This window comes from Streptomyces lancefieldiae, assembly GCF_031845825.1.
GTDB classification, from domain to species: domain Bacteria; phylum Actinomycetota; class Actinomycetes; order Streptomycetales; family Streptomycetaceae; genus Streptomyces; species Streptomyces lancefieldiae.
On the sequence record NZ_JAVRFH010000001.1, the window covers coordinates 39,885 to 51,976 of the forward strand.

Consider the following 12,092-nt stretch of genomic DNA (forward strand, 5'->3'; position numbering starts at 1 on the left):
AGGTGGCCACCTCGCGCTTGCCCAGTCCTGCCGCGCACCACAGTCCGGGACGCGAGGAGCACCGCGTCGCACCGCGATGCGACCGGCCACTCGGCGCGAGGCGCCTGGTCCGCGCCGCCGGTTCAGCTCTCCGCTGCGTGTGTGCAAGGCCCGGGCGGTGGTGTGGCGTCGGGCCGACGGTTCAGGGCGGTGCCCACCGTCGCCCACACGGTCTTGCCGGGGCCGCAGCGGCGGTCGGTGACGCCCCAGTCGTCGGCAAGGGCGGAGACGAGGAGGAGGCCGCGGCCGGACTCGGACTCGGGATCCGCGGGGGCGGTGACGACGGGCCGGCGCTCCGCGCGCGTGTCGGAAACCTCCACGCGCAGCCGCCCACCGTCCTCCTCGGCGGCCAGCCGGACGTGGAAGTCCCGACCGGGGACGTGCCCGTGCCGTACGGCATTGGCGGACAGCTCGGCGGTGATCAGGCTCAGCGTCTCGTTGACGTCGCCGTCGTAGGGGTGGCCCCACGAGTCCAGGCAGTGGGAGACGAACAGCCGGGCCAGGCGGGCGCCGCGCCGTGTGGAGGTGAACACCATGGCGAGCTCGCATTCTGTCGTGGACGTGAAGGGTGGGTGATGAGGGGAGGACGAAAGGTGCATGGCGGTAGCGTCTCGGTCGCCACGGGCCCGTCACCAGGGGTGACGCCTGTACGACGGGTCGCTGTACGTGATGAGGCACGCTCGTGCACGGGAGCGGAGTCGCCCCTCAAGTGGCGGGCCGCTGACCGGCCTTGTTGCCGTCGCGGACCAGGCGGACGCGTCGGCCCCCGTACGGCCGATTCCGTACAGGGAGGAGCCCGTGACGAAATGCCAGGCACCAAGCGGGGGCCATCACCTTCACGTGGTGGGGGACGGTCATGACGACGGCCGGGGCATCGGACGAGAGACCGGAGCCACAGTTGGGTGGTAGCAACCGGGGCACGGGCTGCTCATCAGCGGCCGACATGACGCATGCACGTTCGGCGCCCCGTATTCGAAGGGTGTTGGAGTTCCGTGAAAGGGTCACAAGGAGACAGAAGCAGTGGTACCACTGCTGCATGTCTTCCAGTTATCGCACGAAAGACGGCCACACTGTGGGCCTCGGCAGCACTGTGTGGGCGGTGAACGGGGAGGGCCCCTTCACACTCATGAAACCCGATTCCGCTCCGCCCGGGTGGGTCTGCATGGTGAGCCCCGACGGCGAGGACTTGCGCCTGCACGCTCCGGAGGACGTCGCGATCTACTACAACCGGGTCCGGCGCTAGAAGTCGGAGAGGACGTTCTGCTCTCCAGCGTGTGGGAGCGGACGGATCGAGGACCTGACAGCGAAGCAGGTCCGCCGCGGTCGGCCTCTTGACCGGCTCCGTGGGCCTGGTTGCCGGGCGTCTTCGATGTCATCGCGCGCAAGGTGACGGTGGACGCCGTGCGCGGACGACCGGCTGCGGACGCTCATGAGATGAACGCCCGCGCACCACGCGGTCATACGGCCTGAGCGGCCCATCGAATTGGAGGCACCGATGCTTGAACCGAACCCTCCCCAGGAACCGGCAACCGCCGGGGCCCCTTTCGAAGTCGCCCTGACGGTGTCCGAGCAGGCCGACGTCGGTCCCTTGTTCCGCCGTCTCAGCGCCATCCCGGAAGCGACCGTCTCCCGAAGGCGCTCTGGCCCGGGCGAGGGTGAGCTCGGCGTCGTCGAGACGCTGCAGCTGCTCGTGCCTTCCGCGGCCGTGCTCACTGTTGCGATCCGGACGCTGCCGGCGTTCATCAGGTCCCGGCGGTCGTCCGTGACCGTGACGCTCACCCAGGGGGACCGGTCCGTGACCATCACCGGTGCGAACTTGGACGACCCCCAGATGGTCCTCGAGATCACCGATCGCCTGCTCGGTCATGACTGACCTGGGGAGCCGGGACTACTCCCGTTCGCGTGCGGTCCTCATGGGTACCTGGGACTACACGGACTTCGAGCAGGTCTTCGCGGTCAAGCGCAGCTTCAACCGGATACGGGACCTGCTCCTTGACCCGGTGTGCGGTCCGTGGCCCGAAGAGTCCATCGTGCAGATCGAGAACCGCCGCACGCTCGGCACGAGCCGTGTCGAGATCATCGACGCGCTCACGGCGGTTACGGATGTCGCGTTCTTCTACTACGTCGGACACGGGATCTACGACCACCGCGAGCGGCTGTGCCTCACCGTGGGCGACACGAGGATCGATGCGCGCTACACGGCCGCCACGGGGTTGCCGTTCGAGGCCGTGCGGGACGCGTTCCGCTTCAGCCCGGCCGCGGTCAAGATCGCCGTGCTCGACTGCTGCTACGCGGGGCTCGCCACGGAGGAGTACGGCCGCCTCTCCGCCGACCGCATGCCCCCGGTGTCCGGCGCGTACGTGCTGATGAGCAGCGGCGCCTTCGAGACCTCCTGGTACGAGAAGGAGGCTGTCGCCGAGGCACAGACCTACTTCACCAAAGCCCTCGTGGACACCGTGCACGAAGGCATCAGCGGCGCACCGGCCGGCCTCACGTTCGATCACATCTTCGGCGTGGTCGCCGACCGGCTCGTCGGGGACGGCAGACCCGAGCCGGGCCGCCGTATTGAGGACCACGCCGCCGGCTGGGTGTTCGCCCGCAACAACGCCCCCGACGCCCCGCCCGAGCCCGGCGCCGACCCGGACGCCGTCTACCGCGAGGCGTACCGCCGTGAGACCAAGGAGGGCGTCGAACGGCTGCCCGTGATCACCGCGCTGTACCGTGCGGCGGCCGCGACCGGGCACACGCCCTCGATGAACCGGCTCGGGCAGATCGCCGAAGGCCGGGTCCAGGCGAGAATGCAGGGGATCGAGCCAGGCCCCGTCGACGGTGCGGCGCTCTCGGAGGCGACGCAGTGGTACACGAAAGCCACGGAAGCCGGCGATCCGGTCGGCCCGCTTCACCTCGGACAGCTCTACGAAGAGCAGTACAAGGAACAGAACCAGGCGTTGTACTGGTACGCCCTCGCCGCCCGCCGGGGCAACGGCGCGGCACGAGAACGGCTGACCGGACTGGAGCAGCGCATCCGCCTCGGGATCGACACGACCCGACAGCTGGGGGGCGAGAACGACGGGGAGCCGGAACCGGCGCGTCCGGCACCCTCGGCCGACGGCACCATCGGCAGCCTCGCCACCAACGTGGCGCGGCAGCGGTGGCTGGCCGACTGGGACGGCATGGGGTCGCTGGCGCTCGCCCAGTGTCTCGATGTCCTCATCGATGCCTGCGGCGGGTCCCACGGTGAGTGGGCGTCCCTCGACGAGGCGGAACAAGAACTCATCCTCGCCGACTTCACGGCGCGGCTGCCCCGCAGGACGGAGTTCGCGAGCGCGGCGCGCCGGTACTACAAGGATGTCGGTCCGGGGAACCTCCGTGCTCACGCCGCCCGGCTTCGCCGTCGGGAGAACTGACCTGTCCCGAACCACCAGACAAGGGAGATGCGGCATGACGACGTCAGAAGTCAGCACGGCACTCCGGCAATCCCTCGAACGCCACCGGTTCTCGCTCCGGCCGCAGCCCGAAGCGCGCCCCGGTGAGGAGACTGTCCACCTCGTCCTCGACAACGATGAGGGGACGTTCCACGCCGGTCGTGTGGGTCACCACCTTGGGCTGTGGAGTGCCTTCGCCGTCGTGCGAAATCACGGGCTCTTCCGTGCCGACGAGGTCGGCCAGTACGACTCGTTCGAGGATGCCGTGCTCGCGGTCCTCATGAGTTTCACCTACGTCGAGTAGGAGGCGCCAGAATGCGTGTCGAACCACGATTCCGCGACCAGATCAGATGCCTCGTCCTCAAGGACCGCAGGGCGAAGGCGCTCGACGAAGCCCTCTCCCCGGCAGACAGGATCGCCTTCAACGATTTCCTCGTCTCGGTGGTCGCCGTGCTTCTCGCGCCGCGGCTGGGCGACCGGTGCGACATCGAGGACCTCGCGGTGTTCAGCGACGAGGTCGCCGCCCGGCACCGAAGCGAGCGGCGACCGGTCAACGAGTTCGTCGTGGAGGAGATCCTCCGGCACATCTACGGAGTTCCCCGGCTTTTCCGAACGGTCCCTGTTCCTCCCGCAGTTGTGTCAGGGGCGGGTGCGGCGATCGTGCGGCACCTGAACAACACGGACGTCGGCGTCGTCGCCGACATCGACCGCGTCCTCGATGCGGCTGAGGACCTCCACCGACGCCGCAACCGGCAGTGATGTTCGTACGGCCGTTGTTCCGGATACGGGTCGATACGTGGGGCGGCGCACCCGTGCGCGGTGCGGGGGCCGTGGCGACGGGCACGGGAAGGCCGACACGTGAGCGTCGGCCTTCCGCGAGCATGTCCCTCGTCCCGGCCCGCCGCAGCCCCTCACAGGCGGCCCGCCTCCACGATCCGCCGTAGGAAGCGCCGTGTGCGGTCCTGCCGCGGGTCGCCGAAGACCTGCTCAGGGGTGCCGCGCTCCAGGACCACACCTCCGTCCAGGAAACAGACCTGGTCGGCGACCTCGCGGGCGAAGCCCATCTCGTGCGTGGCCAGCACCATGGTCATGCCGTCGCCCTTGAGGTCGCGCACGACGTTCAGCACCTCGCCGACCAGCTCGGGGTCGAGGGCCGCGGTGATCTCGTCGAGCAGCAGCAGCCGGGGCCGTACGGCGAGGGCGCGCGCGATCGCCACCCGCTGTTGCTGGCCGCCGCTGAGCCGGTCCGGGTACTCGCCCGCCTTCGCGCCCAGCCCGAGCCGTTCCAGCAGCTCCCGGGCCTGCTCCTCGGCCCGGTCGCGGGGGACGCCGTGCACCCGTCGCGGGGCGAGCGTGATGTTCTCCAGCACCGTCATGTGCGGGAACAGGTTGTACGCCTGGAAGACCACGCCGATCCGGCGCCGTACCGCGTCCTGGTCGGCGCGCGGGTCGGTGATCTCCTCGCCGTCCAGCCAGATCGCGCCGTCGTCGATGTCCTCCAGGAGGTTGGCGCACCGCAGCAGCGTCGACTTGCCGGAACCGGAGGCGCCGATCAGCGCGGTCACCGTGTGCGGGGCGACCTCCAGGTCGACGTCCCGCAGGACGACCGAGCCGCCGAAGGTCTTGCGCACGGACTCCATCCGCAGCACCGGCACGTCGCCGCTCACGTCGTTCCTCCTTGCGCCCGCCGGCGGTCCGTCCGGGCCGTCACCCAGTCCGTGAAGCGGGTCATCGGGATGGTCAGGGCGACGAACACCAGCCCGGCCACGATGTACGGCGTGTAGTTGAGGCTGCGGCCCACGACGATGTCCGCCGCGCGCACGGCGTCGACCACGCCGCCGATCGACACCAGACCGGTGTCCTTCTGCAGGGACACCAGGTCGTTCAGCAGCGGCGGCACCTGGCGGCGCACCGCCTGCGGCAGCACCACGAACCGCAGCGCCTGCCGGTTCGACAGGCCCAGGGAACGGGCCGCGGCGCGCTGCGAGGGGTGCACCGACTCGATGCCGGCACGGAACACCTCGGCGACGTACGCCGAGTACGTCAGCGTCAGCGCCGTTCCGCCGAGGAGCACCGGGTCGACCGTGACGCCCTGGAGCCGCAGCGCCGGGACGCCCAGGACCACGATCATCAGGTTGATGATCAGCGGCAGCCCGCGGAAGAAGTCCGTGTACGCCGCCGCCAGCACCCGCAGCGGGAAGAACACCGGGCCGCGCAGGGTGCGGGCGACGGCGATCAGCATGCCGAGGACCAGCACGGCGGCACCGCACACCAGCAGCAGCCGCAGGTTCAGCCAGAGGCCCTCCAGGACCTTCGGGAACGCCTCGCGCGCGTACTCCGGGCTGAAGAACGTCTCCTTGGTGCGCTGCCAGCCGGGCGCGCTGACGACGAGCAGGTACAGGGCGGCCCCGGTGACCAGGGTCGACAGCGCGGCGATCGCCGTGGCCCGGCGGGCCCGGACGCGCCGGTACCGCTCACGTTCCAGCCGGCGCGGCGACGGGACGTACGGGTCGGCGGCGCCGGACGAACCGGCCGTGCCGTCACGGCCGTGTCCGCCGCCCTTGCCGCCCTCGTCCTCCTCGGTCCTGCCGTCCGCGCCGTCGTGGCCGGACCCGCCCTTGACGACGGTCACGTGAGCACCGGTACGTCGACCGCGTCGGAGAGCCACCGCTGCTCGATCCTCGTCAGGGTGCCGTCCTCACGGAGCGCGTCCACGGCCTGCGTCACGCAGGCGGTGAGCGCGCTGCCCTTGTCCAGCACCAGGCCGAACCGCTCCGGAGCGCCGCCCTGGTTCTCGAACTGGCCGACGATCTCCGCGTCGGTCACCTCGGCGGCGGTGATGTAGAACGCGGTCGGCAGGTCGACCACGATCGCGTCGACCTGGCCGTTCTTCAGCGCGGACTTGGCCTGGTCGTTCTTGCCGTAGACGGCGGCGTCCCGGGCCGGCCGCACGACGCTCTCGATGTAGTCGAGGCTCGTCGTGCCCACCTGGGCGCCCAGCTTGAGGCCCTTGAGGTCCGCGACGCCGGTCGCCTTCGCGGCCTTGGAGTCCTTCAGCGCGACGACGGCCTGGCGCACGTCGTAGTAGCCGGACGAGAAGTCCACGGCCTTCTTGCGCTCGTCGCTGACGGAGACCTGGTTGATGTCGAAGTCGAAGGTCTTCTCACCCGGGGCGAAGGCCTTGTTGAACGGCACGCTCTGCCAGACCACGGCGCCCTCACCGTAGCCGAGCCGCTCCGCCACGGCGTACGCGACGGCCGACTCGAAGCCTTCGCCGTTGGACGGGTCGTCGTCCTTGAACCACGGCTCGTAGGCGGGCTGGTCGGTGGCGATCATCAGCTTGCCGGAGGTCTCCGTGGGGAGCTTGCCCTTGGCGCACGAAGCGCCGGCCGGACCGGAGGAGGTGGCGGACGCGTCGGCCTCGGGCTGCGGGGCGCAGCCGACCGCGGTCGCGAGGAGGGCGACGGTGACGCCGGCGAGGACGCGGCGCAGAACACGAGGGACGAGGTGCATGGCGGGAGGGTGGCAGTGAGGTCCCCGGTTTGTCGAGAGCACGCCGTGATAATCCGCATGGTGGGAACGGGTGTTGCCATTCTGTGAACAGACAGGCGCGGGCGGATCCCCTGGCGCCGGTGCGTGTACAGGAGGGTGCTGTACGCGGGCGGGCACCCATCGGGCTGTCGGGCTCCGGCGGGTGCCCGGCCCTACGACCCGTCCCGGGGCATCGAGCCGAGGGCACGGGAGATCTCGTCGGCCGTCGAGTGATCGCCGAGGCCGTGCAGGAGGTCGACGAGGAAGCGGTGGGCGAGGGCCATGTCCTGTCCGAACGTGGCCGGTGCCTGCTCCGCGAGTTCCTCGTAGAGCCGTACCGCCTCCTGGGCGGGCCCGAGTGCCAGGGGGAGTTCCGTGCCCGCCGTGAGGCGGATGCCCACGTTCGCCAGGAGAACGGCGGCCAGGGCGGGAACGGCGACGGGGTCGGCCCGCACGAGCGGTCGCAGGAGCCGGGTCGCCTCCGCGTTGTGCGCCAGGGCCGGGCCGAACTCTCCCAGTTTGGCTTCGACGAGCGAGACCAGGTGCAGCGCGTTCGGCAGTTCGTGCCCGTACGTCTGCGAATCCTGCCTGGCGAAGCCCCGGTACCGCTCGACGGCGTCGGTGGCCAGGTCACGGCATTCGTCGAACCGTCCCTCGGCGAGGCACCGTTCCGCTCGGTGGACCAGGAGGGCGGCCGCCAGGGCGTGTGCGCCGTCGGGGGTCACCGAGACGTGGTGGACTCCCTGCTGGACGGCGGCCCGTCGCAACTCGGCCGGGAACGAGGTGTCGTCGAGGTCCTCCTCCAGCCGCAGGCTGGACCGGAGGGCGTCGGCGAACCGGTCCTGCCGTACGCCGGCCAGGTCGGCGTACGTCTCGGTGGCCTCGGCCACGGCACCGGCCGCTCGATCGGTCTCGGCCTGGAGCGCCTCGCGGACCGCCGCGTACCTGTGCAGGCTCTCCGCCAGTCCCGGTCGGTGGGAGGCCGGATCGGCCTCGACGAGCCGCCGGTGGATCTCCACCGACTCGGCGGTGGTGGCGAGTGCCCTCTCCGGTTCCCCCGTCTGCAGGAGCATCATGCCCAGATTGCCCAGCGCGGCGCCGCGGGCCGCCTCGGCCTCGTGCGTGACCTGGCCGTCGTCCCGCGGTCCGCAGGCTCCGACGGCCTCCTCGGTGGCCGCCACCGCCTCCTGCCGCCGTCGCAGGTGCCACAGCTGACCGCCCTGGTTGATCAGGGTCCTCGCCAGCACCGGCCCGTGAGTGGTGGGAAAGACCGAGGCCAGCGCGCGGTAGGCCTCGACCGCCGACGTGGTGTTCGTCAGCGCCTCCTCGTACCGGCCCAGCGCGGCCTGGGAGTTGCCGAGACCGCCGAGGGCGATCGACAGCCCCTCGGCCTGGTCGAGCGTGTAGTCGGCGGGGTCGAGCCCGCGGTAGATCGCGAGGGCTTCCTGGTATTCGACCACTGCCTGGCGATGGAGGTCCGCCGAGGAAAGCCGGGCGCCGAGTTCGGTCCGCAGCCAGGCACGCGTCGCGGCGTCGTCGGTGCGGGCCAGCCGGTCCCTGGTCAGGCGCTGGGCGAACGCGGCGATGCCGACGTCGAGTTCGAGGCTGGGACCGACGGGGACGTGGGCGCCGATCGCCTCCAGCAGGGCGCTGTCGAGGAAGTCCAGTTCGGCCAGCGCCATGAGCACGCCGCTGCCGCCCCGTACCGCGAGCCAGGGATGCGCACGGAGCACCCGGCACAGCCGCTCGGCCATGTGGGGCCAGCGGCGCGCGGTTTCGATCAGGGTGGTCAGGGACGGCGGGACCCAGGCGGGCGCGGAGTCCTCGGGGGCGCCGGACAGCAGCTCCGCCGCCGCCTCGTCCGCCCACGGATCGGCCGGATACGCGGACGCGTGTCCGGGGGTGGAGAGGGCGAGGAAGTCCTCGCCGAGGCGGTCCGGATACAGCGGTTGGAGGACGGTACCGGTCGCCGCCGGGGGATAGCAGACGCTGTGGTCGGCGAGGACGTGGTCGAGTGGGACGGAGTGCACGCCGGTCTTCTGCAGGGCGCGCAGGCCGACGCGGTAGGGCAACGGGCCGGTGAGCGTCGCGGTGTAGACGGCCCGGGCCATGGTGTCCGGGTCGGTGGGGAACCGGCGGTCGACGCCGTTGTGCAGCTCCCGCCAGTGGTCGCGTTCGCGGGCGAGGAGGTAGGAGGAGACCTCCGTGGGCCTCGTGGGGGCGGTGGTCCCGTCGAGGTGGGCGAGGACGGCGGTGAGCGCGGCCATGTGCACGCTGAGGACCAGGCCGTACGCCTCGTGCCGCAGGAGAGCCGCGGGCGGTGTCACCGACTCCGGGTCCGGCACACCGAGCCGCTCGGCGAAACCGGCGCGTGCCGCGGTGAAGAGGTGGACGCGGTGGACCGGGTGCTCCGCGAGCGGCCCGAGCGCCTGGGCGTCCGCGGGCATCCCCAGATCGCGGTCGATCCGGTACCGGAGGACCTCCCACCACTGGCCGGCCGAGCGGGCGAGGAGGAGCACCCGCACGCGGACGTCGGGTACGCGGAGGTCCTTCAGCAAGGTCACCAGGTCGAGCAGGTCCCATCGCTCGGCGTAGTCGACCACCACCAGGGTTCCGCGGACGCCCGCCACCGGTTCGGTGGCGTCGGCGACGGGTGCGGACAGGTCCCGGCGGTGATGGGCGACCAGCACGGACCACCCGTCGGCCGACCACAGCCGTGCGGTCTGCGCGGCCAGCCGGGTCTTGCCCTGCCCGCCGGGGCCGTGCACCAACCGGACCGCCGCCCCGGTCAGGGCGTCGTCGTCGCCCCACCGGCGGAGGTTCTCCAGTTCCGTCCCACGGCCGGTGAAAGGCACCACCGCGTGGCTCGTGCGCAGCAGCAGACTGGGGTGTGCGCGTGCCTGCCCGGGCGGCACGACGGGCAGGTCGGCCGGCCACGCCGTGAGGTGGTACGGGGGCGGCGCGTCGTGGACCGTCATGTCCCCGGCGGCGATGTAGGTGCGGCTGAAGCCGCTGGAGGTGGCCGTGATGAACACCTTGGAGCCTTCGTCGCCCGCGGACGCGGAGGAAGGGGCCGCGTGCGGGCCGGTGCCGCCGGTGCCGCCGGTGTCATCGGTGCGTCGGGCCGACGACGACGGCGGACGCCCGTCGTCCGGCGCCTCCTTCGGCGAGTACGGGTGCGACACCTCAACTCCTCTTCCCGGGTGGCCCCACCGACGGCGGAACGGGGCGTGCGTCGAGGCCGGCCAGGGGGAACATCCCGACCGGCGCCCGCGCCTAAGCGGTGGATGGCCCTGTGCGTCCGTCCGGCCAGGACGTCCGGCGCCGACAAGCGCCGACGTTCTTGCTCAACCGGTGATGTGCTGGTCGCGCCCCGCCACGAACATCCTGGAGTTCCCGGAGGCGTTCGCATTGATCACGGTCGACGCGCCGTCGGCCTGTGTGTGCGTCGTCATCGCGGGCGTCAACTCCTGGTCGAGGAGCCTTCGCAGCTCGTCGGTCAGGGCGGGGTTCTCGGCGAGCAGTTCCTGCAGCCGCAGCCGCCAACTACCCGCCAGGGCCTCCTCGGTGTCGGCGTCCCCCGCGTTCCGGGCGACGAGGAGCTGGGCGCGGACGGCGGCGAGTTCCGCGCCGACCGTGTCCGCCTGCTCCGGGCGCGCGCGCCGCCACAGTGAGACCAGAGCCGTCCGGGCCCGCTCCCAGCCGTCCGTGGCCATCGCACCGACCAAGGCCGACCCCGCCGACACCACGATGGGATCCATCGCGCCCTCCCTTTTGCCGGTCCTACGACTGTGAGAGGAGCGTAGGCATGCCCGTGCCGTCTCGGTGCCCTCACGGCGATACCGGGGGAAAGAGGTCGATGTGTCGCACTTGGGCATCCCCGATTCGGCGGGGGGGGGAGGGCGTCCGGGGAACGCGGGGGTGTGGACCGGGGTCCGGCGGGATTCGCGCTCCACGCAGAGCACCGGGAGGGACGGTCCAGGCCCGCCGGACCGCGCGAATCTCAGGCTCGTCCCTTGATGAATTCGGTGATCCGGGGGGCGATCTTCTTCGGGGCCATGACGACGGCGCCGTGGTTGAGGCCGGGCAGGGTGCGGTGGTCGGCCTGCGGGAGGATCTCGGTGACGGCGCGGGCGGCGCGTTGGAAGGCTGCCGGACTCCTGCCGCCGGTCAGTACACGAGTGCGCACGGTCGCCCCCTTCCACTCCTCGGCGTCGAGCGGTTCGCCCTGCTGCGTATCGCCCATGACCGCGATGTCGTAGGGCAGGGTGCGGGCCAGCTCGGTGAGGTTCGCCCATGTCTTCGGCATGCACCTCATGAAGGTCACGGCGATGCCGGGCATGCCCTGCACCTTGGTCATGAAGTACTTGACCGCGTCACCGTGCCGGCCTTCCGCGAGCAGCGCGGTGATCTGCCGCGCGAGATCCCTGGGCGGTCCGGCGTCGCCTTCGGCGACCACGAACGGCGGCTCGTACAGGGCCAGACGGTCGACGTTCACTCCGGCGGCGGCCGCGCGAAGGGCGAGGACTGCTCCGGAGGACGACCCGAACAGCGACGCCGAACCGCCGACGTGTTCGATCAGGGCGGCGATGTCCTCGACCTCGCGGTCGGGGGCGTAAGCGTCGGCGTCACCGCTGGCACCCCGTCCACGCCGGTCGTAGTTGATGACGGTGAAGTCCTGGGCGAGGAGAGCCGCGAGTTTGGCGGTGTCGGAGCGGTCGGCCAGTGCTGAGGCAACCAGGACGACGGCCGGCCCGCTTCCCGACTGCTCGAATGCGATCTCGGTGCCGTCGGCGGAGACGACGCGGGCCTCCACTCTGACGGACTGCTCACGGGCTGTCGACATATCCATCTCTCCGGTTCACTCAGGGGCTGTACCGCCGTGACGTGCACTGCTGCCGATGAGACTCCCGGGGGACAGAGAACTCATCGGTGCCCAAGGGAGACTGCGACCCGCCCGGCTTCGGCAACCACTGTCACGACGACTGCTACGGCAACGGCGACCGAAACCGTCTCGGCAGTGGACTGGGTTGTGCTTCGGCCCAGACCGACAGCAATGGCACTTGCCGTGACCACAGCGACCACGGATGAGTGGAT

Annotated in this window: 11 protein-coding genes; 4 read left to right on the forward strand and 7 right to left on the reverse strand. The window is 71.1% G+C overall.

Annotated features, from left to right (window positions below):
• Positions 1 to 122 precede the first annotated feature (122 nt).
• The gene (locus RM812_RS00125; RefSeq protein ID WP_311570257.1) at positions 123 to 575 is read right to left on the reverse strand and encodes an ATP-binding protein; all 453 of its coding nucleotides are present in this window, start codon (positions 573 to 575) and stop codon (positions 123 to 125) included.
• Positions 576 to 1,600: 1,025 nt separating this feature from the next.
• On the opposite strand from RM812_RS00125, the gene RM812_RS00130 reads away from it, so the two are divergent.
• The 4 genes from RM812_RS00130 to RM812_RS00145 are packed head-to-tail and all read left to right on the forward strand — an operon-like array spanning position 1,601 to position 4,223.
• Positions 1,601 to 1,912, forward strand: a complete 312-nt coding sequence (locus RM812_RS00130; protein WP_311570258.1) for an effector-associated constant component EACC1 — start codon at positions 1,601 to 1,603, stop codon at positions 1,910 to 1,912.
• Positions 1,905 to 3,446: a caspase, EACC1-associated type gene (locus tag RM812_RS00135; protein WP_311570259.1), complete on the forward strand. Its 1,542-nt coding sequence runs from the start codon at positions 1,905 to 1,907 to the stop codon at positions 3,444 to 3,446. The genes RM812_RS00130 and RM812_RS00135 overlap by 8 nt, the downstream gene beginning before the upstream one ends.
• A 34-nt stretch (positions 3,447 to 3,480) precedes the next feature.
• A complete protein-coding gene (locus RM812_RS00140) occupies positions 3,481 to 3,768 on the forward strand; it encodes a hypothetical protein (RefSeq protein ID WP_311570260.1) in 288 nt (95 codons plus the stop codon).
• Between the two features lie 11 nt (positions 3,769 to 3,779).
• Complete coding sequence (locus RM812_RS00145) at positions 3,780 to 4,223, forward strand: hypothetical protein (protein WP_311570261.1); 444 nt, start codon at positions 3,780 to 3,782, stop codon at positions 4,221 to 4,223.
• Between the two features lie 152 nt (positions 4,224 to 4,375).
• On the opposite strand, the gene RM812_RS00150 is transcribed toward RM812_RS00145, so the two are convergent.
• From RM812_RS00150 to RM812_RS00175, 6 genes are all read right to left on the reverse strand, one after another.
• Entirely contained in the window at positions 4,376 to 5,104 is a 729-nt protein-coding gene (locus RM812_RS00150) for an amino acid ABC transporter ATP-binding protein (RefSeq protein WP_311570611.1), read from the reverse strand.
• Positions 5,105 to 5,127: 23 nt separating this feature from the next.
• Positions 5,128 to 6,096 carry an amino acid ABC transporter permease gene (locus RM812_RS00155; RefSeq protein ID WP_311570262.1) on the reverse strand — a complete coding sequence of 323 codons (969 nt, stop codon included), beginning with the start codon at positions 6,094 to 6,096 and terminating at the stop codon, positions 5,128 to 5,130.
• Entirely contained in the window at positions 6,093 to 6,977 is an 885-nt protein-coding gene (locus tag RM812_RS00160) for an ABC transporter substrate-binding protein (protein ID WP_311570263.1), read from the reverse strand. The genes RM812_RS00155 and RM812_RS00160 overlap by 4 nt, the downstream gene beginning before the upstream one ends.
• 191 nt (positions 6,978 to 7,168) lie before the next feature.
• Entirely contained in the window at positions 7,169 to 10,180 is a 3,012-nt protein-coding gene (locus RM812_RS00165; protein ID WP_311570264.1) for a tetratricopeptide repeat protein, read from the reverse strand.
• A gap of 162 nt (positions 10,181 to 10,342) precedes the next feature.
• A complete protein-coding gene (locus tag RM812_RS00170; protein WP_311570265.1) occupies positions 10,343 to 10,756 on the reverse strand; it encodes a hypothetical protein in 414 nt (137 codons plus the stop codon).
• 242 nt (positions 10,757 to 10,998) lie between these two features.
• On the reverse strand, positions 10,999 to 11,841 hold the full coding sequence (locus RM812_RS00175) for an alpha/beta fold hydrolase (RefSeq protein WP_311570266.1): 843 nt from the start codon (positions 11,839 to 11,841) through the stop codon (positions 10,999 to 11,001).
• Between the last annotated feature and the right edge of the window lie 251 nt (positions 11,842 to 12,092).

Excerpts from the sequence above, each read along its gene's own strand:
- RM812_RS00125 (WP_311570257.1), bottom strand. The coding sequence starts at position 575 with ATGGTGTTCACCTCCACACGGCGCGGCGCCCGCCTGGCCCGGCTGTTC.
- RM812_RS00135 (WP_311570259.1), top strand. The coding sequence starts at position 1,905 with ATGACTGACCTGGGGAGCCGGGACTACTCCCGTTCGCGTGCGGTCCTC.
- RM812_RS00140 (WP_311570260.1), top strand. The coding sequence starts at position 3,481 with ATGACGACGTCAGAAGTCAGCACGGCACTCCGGCAATCCCTCGAACGC.
- RM812_RS00145 (WP_311570261.1), top strand. The coding sequence starts at position 3,780 with ATGCGTGTCGAACCACGATTCCGCGACCAGATCAGATGCCTCGTCCTC.
- RM812_RS00150 (WP_311570611.1), bottom strand. The coding sequence starts at position 5,104 with ATGGAGTCCGTGCGCAAGACCTTCGGCGGCTCGGTCGTCCTGCGGGAC.
- RM812_RS00160 (WP_311570263.1), bottom strand. The coding sequence starts at position 6,977 with ATGCACCTCGTCCCTCGTGTTCTGCGCCGCGTCCTCGCCGGCGTCACC.
- RM812_RS00170 (WP_311570265.1), bottom strand. The coding sequence starts at position 10,756 with ATGGATCCCATCGTGGTGTCGGCGGGGTCGGCCTTGGTCGGTGCGATG.
- RM812_RS00175 (WP_311570266.1), bottom strand. The coding sequence starts at position 11,841 with ATGTCGACAGCCCGTGAGCAGTCCGTCAGAGTGGAGGCCCGCGTCGTC.